Origin of the sequence: Rhodococcus sp. AB351, assembly GCF_049538275.1 — a bacterium.
Classification (GTDB): domain Bacteria; phylum Actinomycetota; class Actinomycetes; order Mycobacteriales; family Mycobacteriaceae; genus Rhodococcus.
In genome coordinates this window covers 652,294-675,166 of sequence record NZ_JBMVFW010000001.1, presented here as the reverse complement: position 1 = coordinate 675,166, position 22,873 = coordinate 652,294, and the positions used below count along the sequence as shown (strand labels likewise).

23 protein-coding genes and 1 pseudogene are annotated in these 22,873 nt (G+C 66.3%); 15 read left to right on the top strand and 9 right to left on the bottom strand.

The window, feature by feature from the left end; translation table 11 throughout:
* Positions 1-10: 10 nt before the first annotated feature.
* Positions 11-541, bottom strand: coding sequence for a nuclear transport factor 2 family protein (locus ACPCXD_RS03305; protein WP_160874008.1), 531 nt, complete (start codon positions 539-541; stop codon positions 11-13).
* 286 nt (positions 542-827) lie between these two features.
* Between ACPCXD_RS03305 and ACPCXD_RS03300 the strand changes: the two genes are divergently transcribed.
* From ACPCXD_RS03300 to ACPCXD_RS03285, 4 genes are all read left to right on the top strand, one after another.
* Positions 828-2,000 carry an acyl-CoA dehydrogenase family protein gene (locus ACPCXD_RS03300; protein ID WP_160874010.1) on the top strand — a complete coding sequence of 391 codons (1,173 nt, stop codon included), beginning with the start codon at positions 828-830 and terminating at the stop codon, positions 1,998-2,000.
* 29 nt (positions 2,001-2,029) lie between these two features.
* The gene (gene bphC / locus ACPCXD_RS03295) at positions 2,030-2,941 is read left to right on the top strand and encodes a biphenyl-2,3-diol 1,2-dioxygenase (protein ID WP_016694848.1); all 912 of its coding nucleotides are present in this window, start codon (positions 2,030-2,032) and stop codon (positions 2,939-2,941) included.
* A 159-nt stretch (positions 2,942-3,100) separates the two neighbouring features.
* Positions 3,101-3,766, top strand: a complete 666-nt coding sequence (locus ACPCXD_RS03290) for an IclR family transcriptional regulator (protein WP_423658366.1) — start codon at positions 3,101-3,103, stop codon at positions 3,764-3,766.
* Positions 3,767-3,836: 70 nt separating this feature from the next.
* Positions 3,837-4,619, top strand: coding sequence for an IclR family transcriptional regulator (locus ACPCXD_RS03285; protein ID WP_088897946.1), 783 nt, complete (start codon positions 3,837-3,839; stop codon positions 4,617-4,619).
* Here the strand turns inward: ACPCXD_RS03285 and ACPCXD_RS03280 are convergent.
* A complete protein-coding gene (locus tag ACPCXD_RS03280) occupies positions 4,601-5,389 on the bottom strand; it encodes an SDR family oxidoreductase (RefSeq protein ID WP_160874014.1) in 789 nt (262 codons plus the stop codon). The genes ACPCXD_RS03285 and ACPCXD_RS03280 overlap by 19 nt on opposite strands.
* 108 nt (positions 5,390-5,497) lie before the next feature.
* Between ACPCXD_RS03280 and ACPCXD_RS03275 the strand changes: the two genes are divergently transcribed.
* Positions 5,498-6,085 carry a TetR/AcrR family transcriptional regulator gene (locus tag ACPCXD_RS03275; protein WP_088897944.1) on the top strand — a complete coding sequence of 196 codons (588 nt, stop codon included), beginning with the start codon at positions 5,498-5,500 and terminating at the stop codon, positions 6,083-6,085.
* Between the two features lie 36 nt (positions 6,086-6,121).
* Here the strand turns inward: ACPCXD_RS03275 and ACPCXD_RS03270 are convergent, their stop codons facing one another.
* The 3 genes from ACPCXD_RS03270 to ACPCXD_RS03260 form a co-directional block, all read right to left on the bottom strand.
* Complete coding sequence (locus ACPCXD_RS03270; protein ID WP_088897943.1) at positions 6,122-7,258, bottom strand: 3-ketosteroid-9-alpha-monooxygenase, oxygenase component; 1,137 nt, start codon at positions 7,256-7,258, stop codon at positions 6,122-6,124.
* A gap of 434 nt (positions 7,259-7,692) precedes the next feature.
* On the bottom strand, positions 7,693-9,099 hold the full coding sequence (locus ACPCXD_RS03265) for a sensor histidine kinase (protein ID WP_423658362.1): 1,407 nt from the start codon (positions 9,097-9,099) through the stop codon (positions 7,693-7,695).
* Complete coding sequence (locus tag ACPCXD_RS03260; protein ID WP_016694841.1) at positions 9,096-9,803, bottom strand: response regulator transcription factor; 708 nt, start codon at positions 9,801-9,803, stop codon at positions 9,096-9,098. The genes ACPCXD_RS03265 and ACPCXD_RS03260 overlap by 4 nt, the downstream gene beginning before the upstream one ends.
* A 117-nt stretch (positions 9,804-9,920) precedes the next feature.
* On the opposite strand from ACPCXD_RS03260, the gene ACPCXD_RS03255 reads away from it, so the two are divergent.
* Genes ACPCXD_RS03255 through ACPCXD_RS03240 form a run of 4 tightly spaced genes read left to right on the top strand, consistent with a single transcriptional unit; the run spans position 9,921 to position 13,881 of the window.
* Positions 9,921-10,778, top strand: coding sequence for a polyphosphate polymerase domain-containing protein (locus tag ACPCXD_RS03255; RefSeq protein WP_423658360.1), 858 nt, complete (start codon positions 9,921-9,923; stop codon positions 10,776-10,778).
* 28 nt (positions 10,779-10,806) lie between these two features.
* Positions 10,807-11,484, top strand: a complete 678-nt coding sequence (locus ACPCXD_RS03250; protein ID WP_145692256.1) for a DUF4956 domain-containing protein — start codon at positions 10,807-10,809, stop codon at positions 11,482-11,484.
* A complete protein-coding gene (locus tag ACPCXD_RS03245) occupies positions 11,484-13,043 on the top strand; it encodes a CotH kinase family protein (protein ID WP_423658357.1) in 1,560 nt (519 codons plus the stop codon). The genes ACPCXD_RS03250 and ACPCXD_RS03245 overlap by 1 nt, the downstream gene beginning before the upstream one ends.
* 40 nt (positions 13,044-13,083) lie before the next feature.
* On the top strand, positions 13,084-13,881 hold the full coding sequence (locus tag ACPCXD_RS03240) for an enoyl-CoA hydratase (protein WP_423658356.1): 798 nt from the start codon (positions 13,084-13,086) through the stop codon (positions 13,879-13,881).
* A 249-nt stretch (positions 13,882-14,130) separates the two neighbouring features.
* Here the strand turns inward: ACPCXD_RS03240 and ACPCXD_RS03235 are convergent, their stop codons facing one another.
* Together ACPCXD_RS03235 and ACPCXD_RS03230 are read right to left on the bottom strand one after the other, a co-directional pair.
* Complete coding sequence (locus tag ACPCXD_RS03235) at positions 14,131-14,418, bottom strand: hypothetical protein (protein ID WP_423658354.1); 288 nt, start codon at positions 14,416-14,418, stop codon at positions 14,131-14,133.
* A 44-nt stretch (positions 14,419-14,462) separates the two neighbouring features.
* Positions 14,463-14,624: pseudogene (locus tag ACPCXD_RS03230) on the bottom strand (hotdog fold domain-containing protein); the annotation flags it as partial.
* A gap of 583 nt (positions 14,625-15,207) precedes the next feature.
* Between ACPCXD_RS03230 and ACPCXD_RS03225 the strand changes: the two are divergent.
* The 3 genes from ACPCXD_RS03225 to ACPCXD_RS03215 are packed head-to-tail and all read left to right on the top strand — an operon-like array spanning position 15,208 to position 17,477.
* A complete protein-coding gene (locus tag ACPCXD_RS03225; protein ID WP_145692253.1) occupies positions 15,208-16,080 on the top strand; it encodes an alpha/beta fold hydrolase in 873 nt (290 codons plus the stop codon).
* Positions 16,081-16,133: 53 nt separating this feature from the next.
* Positions 16,134-16,895 (top strand): DUF899 family protein, encoded by a 762-nt coding sequence (locus tag ACPCXD_RS03220; RefSeq protein WP_423658352.1) that lies wholly within the window; start codon positions 16,134-16,136, stop codon positions 16,893-16,895.
* A 60-nt stretch (positions 16,896-16,955) separates the two neighbouring features.
* On the top strand, positions 16,956-17,477 hold the full coding sequence (locus ACPCXD_RS03215) for a DUF8606 domain-containing protein (protein ID WP_261379964.1): 522 nt from the start codon (positions 16,956-16,958) through the stop codon (positions 17,475-17,477).
* 22 nt (positions 17,478-17,499) lie between these two features.
* Here the strand turns inward: ACPCXD_RS03215 and ACPCXD_RS03210 are convergent, their stop codons facing one another.
* Complete coding sequence (locus ACPCXD_RS03210) at positions 17,500-17,979, bottom strand: DUF6194 family protein (RefSeq protein WP_088897933.1); 480 nt, start codon at positions 17,977-17,979, stop codon at positions 17,500-17,502.
* A 53-nt stretch (positions 17,980-18,032) separates the two neighbouring features.
* Between ACPCXD_RS03210 and ACPCXD_RS03205 the strand changes: the two genes are divergently transcribed.
* On the top strand, positions 18,033-18,818 hold the full coding sequence (locus tag ACPCXD_RS03205) for a MerR family transcriptional regulator (RefSeq protein WP_160874040.1): 786 nt from the start codon (positions 18,033-18,035) through the stop codon (positions 18,816-18,818).
* Here the strand turns inward: ACPCXD_RS03205 and ACPCXD_RS03200 are convergent.
* The gene (locus tag ACPCXD_RS03200; protein ID WP_186455198.1) at positions 18,739-20,691 is read right to left on the bottom strand and encodes an APC family permease; all 1,953 of its coding nucleotides are present in this window, start codon (positions 20,689-20,691) and stop codon (positions 18,739-18,741) included. The genes ACPCXD_RS03205 and ACPCXD_RS03200 overlap by 80 nt on opposite strands.
* Positions 20,692-21,105: 414 nt before the next feature.
* Between ACPCXD_RS03200 and ACPCXD_RS03195 the strand changes: the two genes are divergently transcribed.
* Positions 21,106-21,780 carry a PaaI family thioesterase gene (locus tag ACPCXD_RS03195; RefSeq protein WP_088897931.1) on the top strand — a complete coding sequence of 225 codons (675 nt, stop codon included), beginning with the start codon at positions 21,106-21,108 and terminating at the stop codon, positions 21,778-21,780.
* 132 nt (positions 21,781-21,912) lie between these two features.
* A complete protein-coding gene (locus tag ACPCXD_RS03190; RefSeq protein ID WP_237451097.1) occupies positions 21,913-22,797 on the top strand; it encodes an acyl-CoA thioesterase domain-containing protein in 885 nt (294 codons plus the stop codon).
* Positions 22,798-22,873: the final 76 nt, after the last annotated feature.

The following is a 22,873-nucleotide window of genomic DNA, read 5'->3' as shown; positions in this document are numbered from 1 at the left end:
CGGGCGTCGTTCAGAGACGTTTCAGGAAGCTGAAGAAACCGGGGGTGTGCACCTCACGCAGACGCGTGAGTTTGCGGTAGGAGATCAGCCAGACACCGTCGACCTTGCGGTACTCCTCGTGGTAGTGCCCCCACCCGTGCAGCGACTCCTCGACGCCGTCGTTGTCCCACCACAGCTGATCTTCCATCGCCCAGATCCCGCGGGCGGTGGAGTCGGATTCGAGGACGATCTCCGGGCAGTGGCCGTGATGAGCCGAGGTGACCGGCACCGGACCGTCGAGGAGGTTGCTGATGGCGCGGGTCAGCGCCTCGCGACCCACCACGCGGCCCGCCTCCTCACCGGTGCGGGGTTGCTTGTCGCTGGGCAGTCCACCCCACGTTTCGCTCACGACGTCCTCGGTGTGCAGGGTCGGGTACAGATCCCACTGCTTGGTGTCCATCACCCGCAGACGTGCCGAGAAGACCTGCTGGATCTCGTGGATGGCGAGAAGCTGTTCGGCCGCAGACAGGTCGCTGGTCGGGCGGTCCGTGGTCTCGGTCATGGCGATCCTTCCGGAGCAGGCGGTCACCGGCCTGTCTACCGGCCGTCGGACGCAATCTCCTGCAACGTCCCGCTGATCGGAACAACAGCCGGCCCGCCGAAGGGGGCGGACCCCGTCCGTGTTGCCCGGATGTCCCGTTCAACGGAAACATCGGTGCGCGATCACATCACGGGCTGGGACTGTTCGATACGCCACACCTGCACAGCGCAGGTCGCTCCGTTACGCGGAACACCCCCTCCCACACAGTCCCGGCTCACAGCAGCCGATCCCAGGAAGAGTCACCGTCATGGGTCAGGTATTGGACAGGATCATGCAGCACGCGGACGAGATCCGCGCCGAGGGTGTCGAGGGCGACAAGCTCATGCGCCTCACCGACACCACCGCGAAGCGCCTGCGTGACTCCGGCATCATCCGCACCTTCCAGCCGAAAGAGTACGGCGGCTTCGAAGGCCACCCGCGTGAGGCGGCCGAGACCATCATGGCGCTCGGTGCACTCGACGGCGCGACGGGCTGGGTCGCCGGCATCGTCGGCGTTCATCCGTGGGAGCTCGCCTTCTTCGACCCCAAGGCCCAGGAGGAGATCTGGGGCGAGGACAACGACATGTGGATGGCCTCGCCGTACGCACCGATGGGTGTCGCGGTGCCCGTCGACGGCGGATACATCCTCAACGGCCGCTGGTCGTTCTCGTCCGGCACCGACCACTGCGGCTGGATCATGATCGGTGCCGCCGTCGGCGACAAGGACGGCAACCGCACCGGCCAGGTGCTGCACGTCGTGCTCCCCCGCTCCGATTACGAGATCGACCAGGACAGCTGGAACGTCATCGGCCTGCGCGGCACGGGTTCGAAGGACCTGATCATCAAGGACGCCTTCATCCCCGAGCACCGCACGATCGACGCCGACATCGTGCTCAGCGGCAACGGCTGGCGCCACGCGGGTCGCGACGAGACGCTGTACAAGTTCCCGTTCTCGTACATCTTCCCGCTGGGCATCACCTCGTCGCTGATCGGCATGACCGAGGGCGCACTCGCCTGCTACATCGCAGCGCAGAAGGAGCGCGTCCAGGTCACCGGTGTCCCCATCAAGGAGGACCCGTACGTCCTGTACGCCATCAGCGAGGCCGCTTCCGAGATCTCTGCGTCGCGACTCGCGCTGCTCGAGACCGTCGACCGCTTCTGGGACAAGACGGACCGCGGTGAGGAGATCAGCTTCGAGGAGCGCGCCATCGGACGTCGCACCCAGATCTCGGCCGCGTGGCGCGCCGTGCGGGCGATGGACGAGATCTTCGCGCGTGCCGGCGGTGCAGCGGTGCACCTGAAGACTCCGATGCAGCGTTTCTGGCGCGACGCACACGTCGGCCTGACGCACGCCATCCACGTGCCCGGCATGATCTACCACTCCGCAGCCCTGACGCAGCTCGGTGGCGACCCGCAGGGTCCCTACCGCGCGATGATCTGATTCCCCCCTTCACTTTCGAGGACGATGACATGACTGAACTGAGAGGTCTCGGCTACCTCCGCATCCAGACGCAGGACGTGCCGCGTTGGCGCGCCCTGCTCCTCGACGGGCTCGGCATGGCCGAGGGAACCGGCCCCGAGGCCGACGGCTTCTACGCCCGCATCGACGAGCGCCGCTCCCGCATCCAGGTGCTGCCCGGCGATTCCGACAAGGCCCTGGCCGTGGGCTGGGAGGTGCGTGACGAGTTCGCGCTCCAGCGAGTGCGCGAGGCCGTCGAGAAGTCGGGACGCACCGTCGAGGTGCTCTCGCACAAGGAAGCGACCTACATCGACGCCGAGGGCGCCATCGCGTTCGAGGATCCGGCCGGAACCCGCCTCGAAGTGTTCTTCGGGCCGGTTCTCGACCACAGCCCGGTCGTGACGCGGTTCGGCGGACGCTGGGTGACCGGCGGCCTCGGCCTGGGTCACGTCGTGCTGCCGACGGCGAACTTCGCCGAGACGTACGAGTTCTACACGCAGGTTCTCGGTTTCCTGCCGCGCGGCTCGATCCGTCTCGACGAGGACGGCCTCGTGCGGGTCCGCTTCCTCGGTATCAACGAACGCCACCACAGCCTTGCGCTGTGCCCGGCTCCGCCGAACGAGGAGCCCGGCCTGGTGCACCTGATGACCGAGGTCGACACTCTCGACGCGGTCGGCCAGGCCCTCGATCGGGTGAACAAGCTCGACTTCTCGATCTCGTCGACGCTCGGCCGGCACACGAACGACAAGATGATCTCGTTCTACGTCCGCGCACCCGGCGGCTGGGATCTCGAGTTCGGTACCGAAGGCATGCTCGTCGACGAGCGTCACTACACGTCCGAGGAGATCACGGCGGATGCGTACTGGGGCCACGACCAGTCGGGATCCGAGCCGCTGAAGGCGTTCCTGCCTCCCACTGCCTGATATCCCACGGGCCTGTCCGACGAATGCACCGCGACTTCCGGTCGCGGTGCATTTTTCGTCGGTCTTGAAATTCGTTCTTCCGCAGAGCTCCGAGTGGCACTACAGTCGTAGATACTCATTGATCGGTCGATCAATCAACGACACGCCACGGAGAAGACCATGTCCGAAGTCCTCCCCACCCCCTCGTCCGTCATGGACCGCGTCGGCCTTCTGCTCGAACCGTTCCGCGACACGGACGGACTGACCCTCACCGAACTGTGCCGACGAACGGGCTTCCCCCGCTCGTCGGCCCATCGCATGCTTCTCCAGCTCGTGTGGGTCGGATGGATGCGTCGCAGCGGCACCACCTATCACCTCGGCCCGAAGATCGTCGAGCTCGGCGCCCTCGCGCAGGCACACGACCGGATCCACAGCGCCGCCCTCCGCTCGATGTACGACCTGCACCGAGAGACCGGTCTCGCCGTCCACCTGACCGTTCTCGACGACGACCAGGTCGTCTACCTGGAGAAGGTGAGCGGCGCGCAGTTCACCGACACCACCTGGGCGGGCCAGCGGCGTCCCGCCGAGGACACCGTCGCCGGCCTGGCGCTGCTCGCCCGACGCGACGGGCACCATCCTGCGCTGAGCGGCCCCGACGGATACACGCTCGCCGGTGGTGTCGTGTACGGCGGTGAATGCTTCCGGCACGCCGTCGCCGCTTTCGCCGCAGGGGACGGGGAGATCGCCGCACTCTCACTTGCCGGCCCCGTCGAGGCGCTCGGCGAAGACGCGACCCGGCGGCTGCGTCGGGCAGCCGACCGCCTGGAAGCGACCCTGACCGCGTGACACCACGCCCTGTCCACAGCCCCGTTGATCAATCGATCAACGGACGGTTCCGGCACATCGTGAGGATGCCATGACACACACCGACGACTTCTCCAACGCCTTCATCGCCCGCGTGGCCGGGCTCCTGGACGAGTTCCACACCGGCGATCGCCTCACCCTCTCCGAACTGTCGACGCGCACGGGCCTGCCCCGCTCGTCCACCCACCGGCTGCTCACCCAGCTCGCCGAGCACGGCTGGGTGAGCAAGCGCGGCAAGACCTACGCGCTCGGACGCACACCGCTCGAGTGGGGCGCGCTGGCGAGGAACCACGACCGCCTGCACCGAGCGGCCCACCCCGTCCTGCACGACCTGCATTCGGCGACAGGTCTCGTCGTACACCTGGCGGTTCTCGAAGGTGGCGATGTGCGCTACGTCGACAAGGTCGGCCGCGGACCTGTCGCACTCCCCTCGCGCATCGGCGGACGGCAGCCGGCGCATCGCACCGCACTCGGAAAGGCCCTTCTGGCCCACACCCGGATGCACGCCGCCTATCCTGCGACCGGATGCACGTACGCCACTGCTCCGAGGGCTGAGAATTTGCTCTCCCGCAACGAGATCGCACGTATCCGCGAACGCCACGTCGCGCACGAGTGCGGGGAATCGTTGCCGGGTATCGCATGCGTGGCGGCGCCGATCGGAAACGGGCAGATGTGCGTGGGAGCGCTGTCCGTGACCGGACCCGTCGACATCGTCGACACCGTCAGCCTGGCCACCCCGGTCCGGCTCGCGGCACGGGCCGTCTGGCGCTCCCTGTCCCCGGCCGATTCCCAGCCACACCTCGGCCGGCCGATGGCTCAGCGCACCAGCGCCTGACCTCCGTCCACCGGAAGCGAATGGCCCGTGATGTAGCGGGCCGCCTCGCTGCACAGGAAGACGACAGCGGGCCCGATATCGGTCTCGGGATCACCGAGTCGACCGAGTGGGATCGAACTCGCGTATGCGGCGGCTTCGTCCGGCTCGCGTTCCGCCCACTCCTGCATGGCCACCGAATCGGCGAGCGGAAGAATCGAATTGACGCGGATCCCGTCCGCCGCCCACTCACAGGCGGCGGTGCGGGTGAGAACCCGGATCGCTTCCTTCGCGGCGGCGTATCCACCCGTGCCCGAGGGGTTCCACCGGATACCGGCCGCCGATCCGAGATTGACGATCGAACCACCGCCGCGCAGGTGCGGGTGGCACGCCCGCATCATCCGCCAGGTGGCGGTCGGGCCGGACTCCATCCCGTCGCGGTACACGGCCTCGTCGAGTTCGAGCAGCGTTCCCGGAGCGGGTGATTGCGCGTTGTTCACCAGAATGTTCAGGCCACCGAACTCCCTCACCACGTCCGCGACGGTCGCCTCCACGGCCGCCGCGTCGGTCACGTCGCACACGTACGGCACCGCACGGCCGCCCCGAGCTTCGATCTCGACCGCGGTGGCACCGATCGTCTCCGCGGTGCGCCCCACGACGGCCACCGAGGCGCCGGCCGCGGCGAGCGCAAGTGCGATCCCTCGCCCGATGCCCTGGCCGGCGCCGGTCACGAGGGCGGTGCCACCCGCGAGGGGGGTGGTGGGAACGATCGGGTCCATGCGGGTCACGGCCATGCATACTCCTGAAGACGTCGGGACGGGACTCCATTGATCGGTTGATCAATGAATGTGGCAGAATACGGTCCGGAACAGGCCTCACCCAGGCCTTACGAGAGGACGACGGTGGACCCGCAGGAGCGTAAGAGACAGATACTCGACAGGTCGGCGGAGATCTTCGCCCGCAAGGGTGTCACCGCCACCACCATCCGCGAGATCGCCGATGCGGTCGGTGTCTACTCCGGAGCGCTCTACCACTACTTCCCGTCCAAGGAAGCGATCGTCACCGAGCTCATCCGCGAGTACATCACCGACCTCAACGAACGGTGCCGCGAGGTGCTCGCCCGGTCGCTACCGCCGGTCGAACGACTCGAGGCCTTCACACAGATCGCGCTGGAGACCTCCGAGGACTATCACGGCGCCACCTCCATCTGGCGACGCGAAGGCGAGTACATGCGCGAGCGCGTCGTCGAGGCCGACATGGTCTCCTCTGCCGACGCCATGGAAGTCGCATGGCGCGAGGCCATCCGGGACGGCATCGCGGAAGGGGTCTTCCGCACCGACATCGATCCCGAAGCGTTCCGGGAACTGATCTACGACGCGGTCTGGCATGCCTCCCGCTGGTACCGGCCCGGACCGAACCGCACCCTCGCCGATCTCTCGCGCACCATCGTGTCGTTGTTCGTCGACGGCTTCCGCCGACGCGACACATGATCCGCCCCGCCGCGTACGGCGGGACGGATCATCGGATCACTCCGCCGAACCGCTGAGGTTCTCCTCGACCTCCTTGTGCCACGACTCGAGCGCACGGGAGGTGTCCACCTCGAACTCGAAACGCTGCGTCATGTCCGGCGTGACGTCCTCGAGGTCGACGTAGAACTGGTTGTACCAGCGACGCAACTGGTAGACCGGGCCGTCCTCCTCCGTGAGGAGCGGATTCTCGATGCGGGACTTGTGCTTCCAGATCTCGATGTCCTGGGCGAACTGCTCCTCGAGACCGTCGGTGAACATCTTCGCCATCTCGGCGGCCTGCTCCTCGGACATGCCCTCGATCTTCTTGACGATCGTGCCGAACTGCAGCACGAACGAGTTGTTCGTGACCGGGTAGTGGCAGTTGATCAGCTTCGACTCGATGGTCGTGCCCTCGGAGACCGTGTAGATCGTATCGAGCATGAAGGACGGGCCGTAGTAGAAGGCGTCCGAGATCGTCTGCGCCTCCGGCAGATCCATCTGCACACCGGTCTTGATGTCGTCGCGCCCGTAGGAGCGCATGTGCTGGCCGGCGATGTGCCCGTCGAAGACGTTCTTGAAGTACTCGGGCATCTGGAAGTGCACGTAGAAGAAGTGCGCCATATCGACGACGTTGTCGACGATCTCACGGCAGTGCGATCCCTCGACGTGGATGGTCGTCCACGTCCAGTCGCTCCACTGCCCGTCCTCGTAGCCCTCGATCTCGGGGATCGCGAGCTCGGGAGTGGGCTCACTACCCTGCGGGCAGTGCCAGACGAACAGAACCCCGTTGCGCTCCATCGTCGTCCACGCCTTGGTACGGCCGAGCTTCGGCGTGCGGCGCGCGTACGGCACCGCTTCGCAACGGCCCTGGCCGTTCCAGCGCCAGTCGTGGAACGGGCACGCGATGGTGTCGCCCTTGATCTCGCCGCGCGCGAGGTTGCCGCCCATGTGCCGGCAGAAGGCGTCGAGCACGTGCAGCTTTCCTGCCGTGTCGGCGAAGACCACCAGGTCGGTGCCGAACACCTTGACCTGATGCGGCTTTCCGTCACGGAAGTTCTTGGCGAGGCCGATGCAGTGCCATCCGCGCGCGAAGCGGGTGGGGTTGGTACCGGGATCGATGTTGCGGATCTCGATCCGCTCCTGGGGGACGGTCATGGTTTCTCCTGGGCTGGCAAGGGGTGAAGGCGAACGGCGGTCACCGGGCTGAGGTGACTGCCTCCGTGGAAGCGAGAGGAGCGATGGCGGGGTCGACTCGGTGGCCGGTCCGGATCACCCCGTCGGACACCGCCTCGTCCACCGTGCGGTCGAGTGCCTCACAGCGCATCACGTAGGCACCAGGACCGCACGCGGCGGCGGCCGCGATCTCGCGGCATGCCTGCCTGGCCTCGTCGGACCACTGGATACTGGTATGAGCGGGGCTGTACTTCGCGACGAGCACGCGAGCGTCACAGGTGTGACAGGCGAGCGACTGCATTGTTTCCGGTTCCCTTCCTCGGATGAGTCGAGAGTAGGAACCGCGATGTGGGCGGCGACACAGCTTTTCAGCCCAGCGGGACAATCGCTCTTCGACCGATCTCCCGGCGACTGCGTCAACGTGGGAGTAGGCGGGGGATGCGGACACGGAACGTCGAGCCGAGGCCCTTCTCCGATTCCACTTCCACCTTCCCGCCGTGCGCTGCGACCAGCGCGGCGACGATCGACAGGCCCAGCCCGCTCCCCCCTGATGCGCGGGTGCGGGAGGCGTCGGCGCGGTAGAAGCGTTCGAAGACGCGCTCCCGGTCGTCGGGGTCGAGGCCCGGGCCGGTGTCGGCGACTTCCAAGACAGCATCGGTGTCCGCGGTGCCCACCCGCACCGTGACGTCGGCGTCGGGTGGGGTGTGGGTCAACGCGTTGGTGACGAGATTGCTCAACACCTGACGCAGACGGGCGTCGTCGCCGAGAACCTCAGGAGTTCCCGGGCCGTCGATGATGTCGAGGGTGATGGTTCGTTCGGGCGCGACGGCACGCGCGTTGTGCACCGCGTCGGCAGCGACCGCGAGCAGATCCACCGGGGAACGGTCGAGCGGTCGTTGTTCGTCGAGTCGCGCGAGCATCAGCAGGTCTTCGACGAGCAGGCCCATACGACGGGCTTCGCGTTCGATGCGTTCCATGAGCATGCCGGTGTCGGTGCTCGCCCCCTGTCGGTACAACTCGGCGAAGCCACGGATTGTGGTCAGTGGGGTGCGAAGTTCGTGGCTGGCGTCGGCGACGAAACGACGCATCTTCTCCTCCGAAAGACGGGCCGACTCCTCCGATGCTGCGGTGGCCGCGAAGGCGGACTCGATCCTGCCGAGCATCGCGTTGAAGGTCACCGATAAGCGGCCGATCTCCGTTCGGGGATCACCCTCGGGCACCCGCTCGCTGAGGTCGCCCTCGGCGATCGCGGCAGCGGTGCGCTCGACCTCGTCCAACGGACGCAGACTCATACGCACGACGACACCGCCGGCCACCGCCAGCGCGACCAGCACTACCGCACCGATCACCGTCTGCAGCACGACGAGCCTGTCCACCGTCTCCTCGGCCTCGGCCAGGCTCATGCCGACCGTGGTCACGACACCCGATGCATTCTCGGTGCTCATCACCCGCCAGTGCGGACCGTCGTCGCCCACGGATCCGACGGTGACGGGCCTGCCCGTCGGCTCCTCCGGCACATCCGGTGCGGTCGACTCGTCGTTGACGACGAACAACACCTGACCGTCGGCGTCGACGACCTGCACGTAGAAAGGGCTCGGTGGTCGCCGGGAGTTGGGGGCATCCAGCGGCGGCGTCGGTGGTGGCCTTTCGGGTCGCGCCCAGGTGCGTGCGGCCTCCTCGAGGTCGCGATCGACCCGCGACAGCAGGGAATTCTGCAGAGCCGAGGTGACCGCGACCCCGGACGCGAGCAGACCGATGCCGGCCAGGAGCACCAGGGCGGCCACCAGCGTCCAACGGAGTGGCAGCGCCCGCAGGCGGTTCATGTGCGGGGTTCCCGCATCACGTAACCCACCCCGCGAACGGTGTGGATGAGGGGGACGTCGCCGGTGTCGACCTTGCGTCGCAGATACGACACGTACGACTCGACCACCCCGACCTCACCGCCGAAGTCGTAGTTCCACACGTGCTCGAGGATGCGGGGCTTGCTGAGCACCGTGCCGGCGTTGAGCATGAGATACCGCAGCAGCGTGAACTCGGTCGGCGACAGCGACACGGGCTTGCCCGCCTTGAACACCTCGTGGGTGTCCTCGTCGAGTTCGAGGTCGGCGAAGGTGATGCGGGAACTGCGTTCGGCCTCGGACACCTTGCCGGCGCGGCGCAGGATCGTGCGCAACCGGGCGATGACCTCTTCGAGGCTGAACGGTTTGGTGACGTAGTCGTCGGCGCCGAGCGTCAGGCCCGCGACCTTGTCCTCCACCGCGTCCTTCGCGGTCAGGAACAGCACGGGCGCATCGATGCCGTCGGCGCGCAGGCGGCGCAGCATGCCCATGCCGTCCATGCCGGGCATCATCACGTCGAGGATCACCGCGTCGGGTCGGAAGCGACGCGCCTTGTCGAGTCCTTCGGCGCCGTTGCTCGCCGTCTCCACCTCGAAGCCCTGGAACTTCAGGCTCACGGACAGCAGTTCGACGATGCTCGGTTCGTCGTCGACGACGAGCACGCGCGCTTCGGGAATCCGGTCGGTCACGCATCGATTGTCGCGGGTGAGGCTGACGCTCCGCTCGAGGAAGCCTGGCAGTTTCCTGTGAGTCTCCCGATTGCCAGCAAACTGCCAGGAAACCTCCAAGGCTCCTCGAGGTGACGGGTGTGTGCTGTTCCGGTGAACAACGGCTTCCAACAGACCGCGAGCAAACTGCACGCGTTCAACCGGTACGAGATCAAGTACTTCGTCGACGAGATGAAGGTGCCCGACCTGCGGCGCGAGCTCGCCGCCCGGATGGACACCGATCCGTACTCACCGCACGGTGGATATCCGGTGACGTCGCTGTACTACGACACCGCGGATCTGCGGTTCTACTGGGAGAAGATCGAGGGCCTGAAGTTCCGCCGCAAGGTGCGCATGCGGCTGTACGGGGACCCGGCCGCGTGCACCGACGACACTCCCGTGCAGGTCGAGATCAAGCAGCGCGTCAACCGGGTGACGCAGAAGCGTCGCACCGCACTCCCCTACGGCGTCGCTCTGCGATGGCTGAACGGGCGCGAGGACATCGAGTGCGACGACTCGCAGCGACCGTTCGTCAACGAGGTCTCCGGCCTCGTGGGGAATCTGGATCTGCGACCGATCGTGACCACCGGCTATCTGCGCGAGGCATTCGTCGGACGCGATGCCGATCTCGGCCTGCGCGTGACGATCGACCACAAGGTGCACGGCCGCGACCGCGACTTCCACTTCGCGTCCGGCGCCGAGAACCGCTTCATCATCCCGCCGAAGCTGGCCATCGTGGAGCTCAAGGCCAACGAGCGGGTGCCCTACTGGGCGACGGATCTGACGGCGCGGCTGGACATGTCGGTGATCCGGGTGTCGAAGTACTGCCAGTCGGTCGAGGCGTTCGGGCTCGCACCCCGGTCCCGTTTCGGCGCACCGGAACTGGTGCTGCCGGACGGCTTCGACGCGCGGGTGCCCGCCGACTTCCTTTCCACCGAGCCGATTCCGGTTCGCTGAATTTCCCTTTTCCGAAACAAGGACGGATATGAATTTCGATTTCCAGGATCTCAGCGGCACGTTCACGACCTTCGACATCGTGGTGTCGCTGGCGTTGTCGTTCGTACTGTCGAGCGTGATCGCGTGGGTCTACCGCTACACGCACAAGAACGTCTCCTACAGCCAGTCCTACGTGCAGACGCTGGTGCTGGTCGGCATGGTCATCGCGCTCATCATGCTGGTGGTCGGATCGAACATCGCCCGGGCGTTCGCTCTCGTCGGCGCGTTGTCAGTGGTGCGATTCCGCAACGCCATCAAGGAAACCCGTGATGTCGGGTTCATCTTCCTGGTGATGGCCATCGGCATGACCACCGGTACCCGCTTCTACGTGCTCGCCATCGCGGCGACCGTCGCGATCTGCCTCGTGCTGCTCATCATGAACAAGTTCAACTGGTTCAAGCTCGACGTGCAGCGTCAGGTGGTCAAGGTGCAGGTGCCGCCGGAGCCCGCCTACACCGCCACCGTCGAGGACGTTCTCATCAAGCACTGCAGTGAATACGAGTTGGTGTCCACCGAATCCGTCCGCGCCGGCGCCCTGGTGGAGCTGTACTACACGGCTCAGCTGAAGAAAGGCACGAGCTCGAACGACCTGATCGCCGCTCTGAGCGCCGTCAACGCCGGCCAGCGGGTGAGCGTCCTGACCGGCTACGACCAGACCGACCTGTGATGACGGCACCGACCCCGCGGCGCCGTCTGCGGCACCGGATACCGACCTCGCTGCGTCGGCACTGGAAACTGCCGGTGGCGTTCATCGCGTTCGTCGCGATCGTGGCCACGGCCTTCGGAGCGGCACGCGTGCGGCCCTACATCACGGGTGACCCGACGATCATCTCCTCGGAGATCACCGAGAATGTCGCCGGCACAGTCGACCTGTTCGACACCTCCGTCACACACGAGTTGTCGCTCGAGATCGGCGACTCCGAGTACGACGACATGATCTCCGCATACGAGAAGGACGGCGACAAGGAGTGGGTGGTCGCCGATGTGGTCATCGACGGCACCCGCATCGACGACGTGGGTGTGCGCCTGAAGGGCAACTCGACGCTGCGCGGCCTGCAGGGCGAGGGTTTCGATCAGGCGCAGGGCCCGCCCGGGATGGAAGGCATGACGCAGGTGGACCCGGAGGATCCGACCTCACTGCCCTTGCTGATCCGTTTCGACAAGTACGTCGACGGTCGCGCGTATCAGGGCATGACCGAACTGTCGGTGCGGCCGGGCTCGCCGGTGATCAACGAGGCGATGGCGTTGTCGCTCACCGCCGAGACCGATCAGCCGACCCAGCGGTACGCGTACACGGTGTACTCGGTCAACGACAGCGCCACCGCGACGCGACTGGTGCTCGAGCATCCCGACGAGCAGTACGCCAACTCGCTGTTCGACTCCCCTGGCTATCTCTACAAGGCCGATGCGTCGTCGCGGTTCGAGTACGTCGGAGACGACCAGTCGGACTACGCCGACCAGTTCAAGGAGATCAATGCCGCCGATTCCGGGACGTTGCAACCGATCATCAGCTTCCTGAAGTGGATGGACTCGGCCGACAATGCCGAGTTCGACGCGCACCTGGCCGACTGGGTCGACGTCGAGTCCTTCGCCCGGTACGTCGCCACCCAGAACCTGCTCGTCAACTTCGATGACATGGCCGGACCGGGTCAGAACTACTACCTCTGGTACGACCTCGACACGAAGAAGCTGTCGGTGGTCTCGTGGGATCTGAACATGGCCATGCAGGGCGATACGTCCGCCGGCCCGGACGACTCCATCTCGATCATGGGCGGCATGGGACCGGGCGGCTCCGGAGGAAACACGGAGGGCGCACCCGAGCCACCGGCGATGCAGCAGGGCGACGCACCGTCCATGCGGCTCGGGCGCGGTGGTCCTCCGCAGGGCATGCCGGGCGACGCGCCACCGGAGGGGATGCCCCAGGGCATGCCACCGGGAATGCCGGGAGGTGACGGGGAAGGTCGGGGCCCGATGGGTGGCAACACACTGAAGACCCGTTTCCTCGACTCCGACGCCTTCACGGAGATCTACCACCAGGCGTACCAGGAGTTGTCCGAGCAGATCTACGGCAGCGGTCTGGCGCTCGAGGTCCTCGACGAGGTGGCGGCGTCGGTGCCGACCTCCGATGGACTCACGGCCGAGGCGCTGCAGGAGAGCGTCGACTCGATGCGCTCGTGGATCGAAGAACGTGCGCAGGCACAGCTTCAGTGGATTCAGCCCCGCTGAGCGGGGTCGGATCCACCGAAGTTACGGATACTGTCTGGCCATGACTTCCGAAGAGATCCTGCTCGTCGAGCAGCGCGATTCCGTCCGCATCCTCACCTTCAACCGCCCGGAGGCGCGGAATGCGCTGAGCTCGGCGCTCATCGATGCCCTGCGCACCGAGATCGCCGCCGCAGAGGTGGACGACGAGACGCACGTCGTGGTCCTCACCGGTACCGACCCGGCCTTCTGCGCCGGACTCGACCTGCAGGAACTCGGGGAGAGCGGAGGCAACCTGTCGCTGGTGTCGGGCGGCGACCTCCCCATCGGTCATCCGTGGAAGCCCATCTCCAAGCCGATCATCGGTGCGGTGAACGGTGCCGCCATCACCGGTGGCCTCGAGATGGCGCTCGCCTGCGACTTCCTCATCGCGTCCGAGCGCGCCCGCTTCGCCGACACCCACGCGCGAGTCGGCGTCCTGCCGGGTTGGGGACTCACCCAGCGCCTGCCCGCGGCGGTGGGTCCGGGCTTCGCGCGTCGCATGAGCCTGTCCGGCAACTTCGTAGGTGCCGAGGAGGCGCTGCGTGCGGGTCTGGTGACGCAGGTCGTCGCGCATGACGAACTGCTCGGCACGGCCGTGGAGGTCGCGCGGACGATCGCCGGCAACGACCAATCCGGTATGCGGGCGTTGCTCGCGTCGTACCGCCGGGCCGAGGAGCATGTCGTCGAACCGGCCCTACGGGTGGAGCAGCAGACCTCGGAAGAGTGGATGCGGGAGTTCTCGCCGTCGCGGGTCGCCGAGCGACGGGCTGCGGTGATCGAACGCGGAAAGTCCCAGAACGCCGTGAATCCCAAGTCCTGAAACGCCCATGATCAAAGAGCATTTCGGTCTAATCGGACACTTTTATCACAGATATATAACAACTAGTGACGGCAGGTAACAGGCTTTGAGGCCTTCGCGAAGTATGGGACGGAAGTGAATCGATCTTGCGGATCCATTCACTTCCCGCGCCCGTTCGCGGGCGTGCCCATCCACAACAACATGGAGGTATTCCTATGCTGCTCGGATCTCTCGCACTGACCCTCGGTGGACTGCTCGCCGCCCTCGGCATCATTCTCTGACAGCCGGACCGATCGACTCCGCGCCCGCACCACCCCCTGCGTGCGGGCGCGGTTCGGTCCATTCGGACGGATCCACTTCCGGAGTCCGGAAAACTGTTTCCTCGTCACACTTTTCGGACATCTTCTTCTCGAGTTCGTCCTTCTCGCGCTGCGCCATCTCGGGGTCGACGTCCTCACCCGGGACGGGTCCGGGATCTGTAGCCGGCGCGCGCTGACCGGGATCGGCCGCGTCGATCTCGTTGGAGCCGGTGTGCTTGATCGGGAGAAACGGTTCCATGCTTGCCATGGATACGGATTCCCGACACCGATGCGCGCAAACAACTACGCCGGCAACGGAATGTTCTGTAGCCGCAGTTGACCACGAGCGAGGACCTTGCCGGTCTCGGTGTCAGTGATGATCACCAGCCACAGCTGCTGAGTCCTCCCCTGCTGCAACGGTTCTGCCGTGACCGACGCGCGGCATCCCGTCGTCGAACGCAGGAAGTGGCTTCCTCGACGACGAAGCCGCTCGCCTCGACGAATCGGCTCGGCGGCTTCTGCCCGTAGTCCTCGATCGTCGGACGAGCCTCGGTAGTTCCGGTCATCGCCCTGCTCCAGTGGGGGGGACAATTACTGTGCAGATCCCGACGGCCCGTCACTGCTCATCGAACACCGCGACTGTGGCGCTTCGGTCGAAGCGGTCGTGCAGTGCGCCCACGGCCACGGTCCGCTGAGGCCGAGCGAATCGCAGACCCGACCCGGCCCGACCGCGCGAAAACTCCCCGAGGGCACGAAGACATAACGAAATGAATTTTCGATCCTCGGCGGTGTTTGGCGCCGAGGCCACGGGTACTCCTGGCTCAGCGTCCCGGTGCGGACGCAGTCCGGATAACCGAACGACAGGAGGAACACATATGCACTTTGGATCTCTTGCGCTCCTCGGCGGACTGCCCGCGAAACCGGGCATCGCCCACTGAGCCAGCGCACGCCGCGTCCGCATCCATCAAGGGTGCGGACGCGGTCGTATGTGCGATGAATTTTGCGGGCACCGCGAGTCGGTATGGTCACCGACCCCGAAGGAGCCGACATGCCCGAACCCGTCACCCGCACGATCGACGTCCCCGGCGCGACTCTCGTCTACGACGTCCGCACCGCCCCCGGCGACACCACTCCTCTTCTGCTCGCCGGATCCCCGATGGACGCGAGCGGCTTCACCAGCCTCGTCTCCTACCTCGACGACCGGACGGTGATCACCTACGACCCGCGCGGCACGGGTCGCGGCACGCGCACCGACACGTCGATGCAGTCCACCCCGGCCCTGCACGCCGACGACCTGCACCGGATCCTCGCCGAGCTCGATCTCGGTCCCGTCGACGTCTTCGCCAGCAGCGGCGGCGCGGTCAACGCGCTCGAACTCGTCTCGCGGCATCCCGAGCAGGTGCGCACGCTGGTCGCGCACGAACCGCCGATCGTCGAGTTGTTGCCTGATCGCATCGGGGCCGAAGCGGTGCGCGACGACATCCGCGACACCTATCAGCGCAGCGGCCTCGGGCCGGCCATGGCGAAGTTCATCGCACTGGTCAGCTATGAAGGTGAGCTGACCTCCGACTATCTCGACCGGCCTGCTCCGAACCCGTCCGACTTCGGCCTGCCCACCGAGGACGACGGGACCCGCGACGACGTGCTGCTGGGCCAGAACTGGATGTCGTGCACGGGCTACCACCCCGATCTCGACGCTCTGGCGAACGCGTCCACGCACATCGTCGTCGCAGGTGGTCGCGAATCGGTACGCCAGCTGTGCGGCCGCGCCTCGGCAGCGCTCGCCGAGCGACTCGGCACCACTCCGACGCTGTTCCCCGGCGATCACGGTGGCTTCATGGGAGCCGCCGAGGGCATGCCCGGCGATCCGGAAGCGTTCGCCGCCGTGCTCCGCGACGTGCTCCAACCGAGCCGCGTGTAATCCGTCCGATCCGCTCCCGCGCGCGTCGCGGTTCCCGCTTTCCGGAGGTCACCATGACCGAACCGCATTCCAGCCGTCCACCCGTGGTCGACCTCGCGGCCTGGCAGGCCGCGCGCGACGAACTCCTCGTTCGGGAGAAGGCCCACACGAAGGAGGGCGATGCCATCGCCGCGGCCCGCCGACGACTCCCGATGGTGGAGTTCGACGGAACGGTCGAGGTGGTCGGGCCCGACGGCCCGGTCCCCTTCCTCGACCTCTTCCAGGGCCGCAACGAACTCGTCGTCTACAAGCACATGTGGTACGACGGCGCGCCTCCGCAGGGACAGTGCGAGGGGTGCACGACCACGGCCTGGCACGTCCGCGATGCCGTCTACCTCAATGCTCGCGGAGTGTCGCTCGCGTTCGTCACCACTGGTCCGTGGGAGGAGGTGGCGGCGTTCGTCGAGTTCATGGGATACACCCAGCCCTGGTATTCGGTGCGCGACGTCGCCGAACCCGTGGGCGGAGCGATGGGTTATCTCACCTCCTATCTCCGCGACGGTGACCGGACCTTCCTCACCTACTCCATGACGGGTCGCGGCACCGAAAGGGCCAACAGCTCGGCCGGCCTGCTCGACATGACCCCGTACGGACGCGGCGAGAGGTGGGAGGACAAACCCGAGGGGTGGCCGGAGGGAGACGACCCGTGCTGGTTCTGGCGCGCCGATGCCGACGGCAACGCGACATGGGATGAGACGAGCCGCCCGGTGCCGCAGTGGACCCGGCCCGGTGCGACTCCCGTCGAGACCCTCGGAAGGAAGAGCGACTGGCACTGATCACACCGACGGCGCCGCGCGCCTACCGTGGAACGAGGTGTTCCCGACGAAGGAGTGTGCGTGGCGGAATCGTCCGGGTCGAATCGTCCCGAGTCCGAATGGAACGGCCGGGATTGGTACGTGAACTTCGGTGAGCGCAGCCCGTCACGGAACTGGGACGACGGCCGCCGCTACGGTTTCCTCGCCGCCGGTGGCGGCCGCTGGTATTCGGATTCCTTGCAGGAGTTGCCTGTCGGTGGCCGCGTCTTCGTCTACATCCCGAAGAACGGGTACGTCGGCATCGGCGTCGTGACCGGGCCGGCGGCACCGGCCGACGAGGCGACGCTCGTCGTCGACGGCCGGCCGGTCCCGTTCCGCAGCCTCGAGCTGAAGGCGCCGTATGTCCACGAGAGCGAGGGCACGGACCCGCACGAGGACCACCGCGAGTGGATCGTGCCGGTGCAGTGGACGCACACCGTCGCGCGCGAGGATGCCTTCCGCATCCCGGGGCTGTTCGCGAACCAGAACTCTGCGTGCCGTCTGCGTCATCGCTTCACCGTCGACACCGTGACGTCGTTCTTCGAGAACAATCCGGATGAGTGACGGCAGAATCTCTTTCGCACGATCACTCCGTGTCGCGCAGCGCGCTCCTGCGTTCGACGCGGCGCCGATCGGCCAGGTGGGCGTCGCGCAGCACTTCGAGCAGACGCGGCGTGGCCCGCTCGCCGGGTTCGACGACCGCGACCCACCCCAGTGAACCGTAGAGCGGGTGTGGCATGAACACGTCGGCCTCGGCGAAGTCGATCGTCGAGGGGTCGACGGACCGGGGCGGGTAGCCGAGCAGTTCGATGAACAGCTGCGACCCCGCATGCACGTTCACTCGCCATCGGCCCGGTTCGTCGAGGCGTGAATCCTCGTCGTCCGGATAGTTCTTCGTCACGATCGTCGCGTAGGGCTGCCGGTTGTGCGGGACCTCTCCGTCCGAGGTGTAGTAGAAGAAGTGATCGCCCCACGAGATCTCGGGATGCCCACTCCCCTCCTGTGGTGCGAGCTCGAGGACACCGTCGAAACTCCTGATCTCTGCGAGGATCTGTTCCATCGTCATACTTCGAGTGTCGCCTTGAAGTGCGTATGGAGGGTTCGGCTGTGGAGCACACGATGACGACGGGGCGCCTGGCCGCAGCCGTCGGATACTCCGTGCAGCAGGTGCGCGACCTCGAACGTCTCGGGGTGATCCCTCCTGCCGTACGAATGCCCAACGGCTATCGCAGATTCGGACCCGAACACGTCGCGGCTCTGCGTGCGTACCGCGCACTGGCTGTCGCGGTCGGGCCCGTGGAGGCGCGCAGTGTCATGCACGATGTGCAGACACTCCCCTACGACGAGGCGCTCGCTCGTGTCGTCGAACTCCACAGTGGGCTCGCGCGTGCACGCGACGAGAGTCTCGCCGCGCTCCGCGCACTCGACACCATCGTCGACGAGGCCGCCCACGACGCGCCTCCGCTGCCCCGCGACGCCATGAGCATCACCGAGCTGGCGACGGCGATCGGGGTGCGGTCGTCCACGCTGAGGTTCTGGGAGAAGGAGGGATTGGTCGCGCCCGAACGGACCGACCGCAACAGTATTCGGAGCTACTCACCCGCCGCGGCGCGGGATGCGCGGATCGTCGCCGCACTACGCGCGGGTGGCTACCGGATCCCGGCGGTCCGGGCGGTGATGGCAGCGATCGGAACCGACGACGACACCGACACCGCTCGGGATGCACTCCACGAGCGACTACGCACCATCGCCGTGCAATCCGAAGTGTTGCTGCGGGCCGGTGCAGACATCGCGAACCTGATCGGGAACGGGACTCCGCGCTCGCCTAACTCGAGTCCGACGAGTGCAACCGCCACGGCACACTCGTCACCATCACCCCGGGCTGGAACAGCAGACGACTCTTGAGCCGCAGCGCGCTCTGATTGTGGAGCAGATTCTCCCACCAGTGCCCCACGACGTACTCGGGGATGAAGACGGTGACCACGTCGCGCGGTGAGTTGCCCCGCACCCGCCTGACGTAATCGAGCACCGGTCGCGTGATCTCCCGATACGGCGACTCCAGCACCTTCAACGGAATCGTGATGTCACTGGCCTCCCATTCGTGCACGAGAGCACGGGTGTCCTCCTCGTCGACGTCGACGGTGATCGCCTCGAGGGTGTCGGGATGGGTGGCCGAGGCGTACGCGAGCGCCCGGCGTGTCGGATGGTGCAGCTTGGCCACGAGCACGATCGAATACGTGCGGCTGGGCAGCAGACCGTCCCATTTGCCGATGTCGAGTTCGGACGCCACGCGTCGGTAGTGATGGTTGACGGCCCGCATCGTCACGAAGACGGTCATCATGGCGAGGATCGCTATCCATGCGCCGGCTACGAATTTCGTGATGAGCACGATGATCAGGACTGTCCCCGTCATCGCCAGGCCGACACCGTTGACGACGCGCGAGCGTTGCATCCTCCGCCGGTGACGGGTGTCCGTCTCGGTCGCCAACAGTCGGGTCCAGTGGCGCACCATGCCGGTCTGACTCAACGTGAAGGAGACGAACACCCCGACGATGTAGAGCTGGATGAGATGGGTGACCTCGGCATCGAACAGCCAGACGAACACGATGGCTGCGAGGGCCAGGAAGACGATGCCGTTGCTGAACGCGAGCCGGTCACCTCGGGTGCGCAGCTGCGTCGGCAGGTGTTTGTCCTGCGCGAGCACCGAGGCGAGAACCGGGAAACCGTTGAACGCGGTGTTGGCGGCAAGGACGAGGATCAACGCGGTCACAGCAGTCACCAGGTAGAAGCCGAGCGGGAAGCCGGCGAAGACCGTCTCGGCAACCTGTGCGACCAGCGTCTTCTGGTGGTATCCCTCCGGCGCCCCGAGCAGTTGCGTCGCGGGGTCTGCGGCGACGACGACGCCCAGTCGCTCGGCGAGCACGATGATGCCCATGAGCAGCGTGATCGCGATGGCGCCCAGCATGAGCAGGGTGGTGGCGGCGTTGTGCGATTTCGGTTTCCGGAAGGCCGGCACCCCGTTGCTGATGGCCTCTACTCCTGTCAGTGCCGCACACCCCGACGAGAACGCGCGGGCAAGAAGGAATGCGAAAGCCAGTCCGGTCAGGTGGGATTGTTCGGCGACGAGTTCGTAGTGCGACGACTCGGCGCGCAGAGGGGCGTCGAACACGACGAGACGTACGAAACCCCAGACCAGCATCACCCCGATGCAGAACATGAAGGCGTAGGTGGGGATGGCGAAAGCCGTGCCCGCTTCGCGGAGTCCCCGCAGGTTCACTGCGGTGAGAAGGGTGATCGCGGCGATCGCGAACAGCACCTTGTGGTGTTCGACGAAGGGGATCGCCGACCCGATGTTCTGGGCGGCCGACGAGATCGACACGGCGACCGTCAGCACGTAGTCGACGATCAACGCGCTGCCCACTGTCAGGCCGGCCATCGCACCGAGGTTCTTCGTCGCCACTTCGTAGTCGCCGCCCCCGGAGGGGTAGGCATGCACGTTCTGCCGGTAGCTCGCGACCACCACGACCAGGACGACGGCGACGGCGAGACCGATCCAGCCGGAGAACGCGTAGGCGGACAGGCCCGCCACCGACAGCACGAGGAAGATCTCCTCCGGCGCATAGGCGACGGACGACAGGGCGTCGGACGCGAACACCGGCAGGGCCACGCGTTTCGGCAACAGGGTGTGGCCGAGAGTGTCGCTGCGCAGCGGTCTTCCCAGCAGCACTCGTTTGGTGACGTTGTCACGGCCCTTGTGGATGGTTACGGCCACGACCATCGACTCCTGTCCGGCGCATACCCGCGCACGCAGAAGCGAACGGTACGCTTGAATTACGACGCTCGCCATAGGTGCAGATCGGGCAAATTCACCCCGTCGATCACCCCTCGATGAAGTTGGCAGGTGAAAGAATCGCGGGTAGCGTGGAGTCGTTGTTGCTCCTCGCAACAAAGCGTGCCGTGTCTCCTCCCCTTTGACATGGCACGGACGGACCCCGTCGGCCCCTCCCCTCGTTAAGCCGACGGGGTTCTCTCATTGGTTCCCGCCCGTGCCGGGGTTCACACGTTTTCGTACAGAACGGTCCGTTTTACGGATTTTGCGGCGATCCCGTACAGCGGCAGCAGAACTTGACTCGTTCACCATGCGCGCGGTCGACTATTTTCCTTCACCACGCTCACGATCCGGAGAACCCTGATGACCGATTCCATCCTCGAGCTCTACGTCAACGACGGATTGTCCGACGAGGAAATCGATCAGCAGAGGGCCGCCTACGGGCCGCTCACCGAGGACGTGCGCGAACTGATCCGGCTCGCACTGCAGACCCGCGTGGATGCCGACGACGTCGCGCGGGCGCGGGAACATCTCGCAGCTGCGCGCGAGATCCTCGAACGCGACCGGGAGGACGGTCCGTACGGCACCCGGTTCAACGATTCGGGCCGATTCCGCAATTGGGGCAATGCCGCAATAGGCCTGCGCAACGCCATCGCGCCGATCGGTGACATCCACGAGGACGACGACGGTCGCGTGTGGACGGACATCCACCTCGGTCCCGTCTACGAGGGGCCGGCCGGGCACGTGCACGGCGGAGTCTCCGCGCTGCTGCTCGACCAGATCCTCGGCGACGCCGCGCGCATCTCGGGATATCCAGGGATGACGGGCACGCTCACCATCCGCTACCGCAAGCGCACGCCCCTCGGCGCTCTGCGCGTGGAGGCGAAACTCGACCGTGTCGAAGGACGTAAGGCGTTCGTCGTCGGGCACATCGCCGACCCGGAGGGGATCTGCGTGGAAGCGGAAGGCATCTTCATCGCCCCGGTGTGGATGGTGCAGCAGCGCGACTCGTTCGCGGAGACACCGAGGCCCGAATAGGCTCACAACCGAGAAGTGAGGCTCACAACGCCCATGGTCGACCATCAGGGTTGCGAGCCTCACCTGTGCGTTGTGAACCTCCGAACGACGTAACCCTTCCGTCGTCGACCACAGAATGGCAATATCACTCTCATGAGCGAGAATGGCATTTCCGCAAGTCAGCGGCCGTCGGTGACGATGAGCCGGTACACCTTCACCGCCGACTTCGGCCTGACGTCGCTCCAGCTGAGCAAGGAACGCGCGGTCATGCGCGCCGACCTGCACGACAAGCTGCGCAACGACGCCAGCGCCGCAGCACTCGGGGTGCTCACCACCGTGGTGGACATCGTCACGTCCACCCCACCACTCGCCGTGTGCAGCCCGGACTGGGTCGCGACCCAGGACCTCTCCATCCACACGGCCGAACCACTCACCGAGGGGCCGGTCGTCGTCGACACCCGCCTGGTGCGCGTCGGCAAGAAGACCGTGCACGTCGCCGCGGAGATCTTCGACGGGTGCGGCATCACCGACATGGGCGAGCTCGTCGCCGCCCTCGACGACGACAGGCTACGACCGGCGGGGCGCGGTCTCGTCACCTTCGTGCGACTTCCTCGCACCGCTGCAGCCGGTTCGGACTACTACAACCCCGGCGAGTGGGTGGGCACCATCCGCGAATATCCCAGCGAGCACGTCGAGGGATCGATCTACTCCCGATTGGGGATGCGCACCCTCGACGCACACACCGGGGCACTCGAACTCGATCTCACTCCGTTCGTGGCCAACATGATCGGCACCATCCAGGGTGGCGCCCAGGCGCTGCTCGCCGAGCACGCGGCGCACACCGTCCTCCCGGGTTTCGTGGCCACCGATATCCAGGCCCACTACCTGTCGCAGGTGAAGGTGGGGCCGGCGCGGTCGCACGTCACGGTGGTCCGTGAGACGAAGGACCATGCGGTCGTCGACGTCCGCCTCGTGGACGCCGGAGCCGACGATCAGGTGCTCGCCCTGACGACGGTCACCCTGCAACGCCTGAGCTGATACCCATGTTGCGAGAGTCACGACTTGCGACTCGGTGGGCCCGACTCCTCCGCCAGTACAGTTGATCGATATCCGG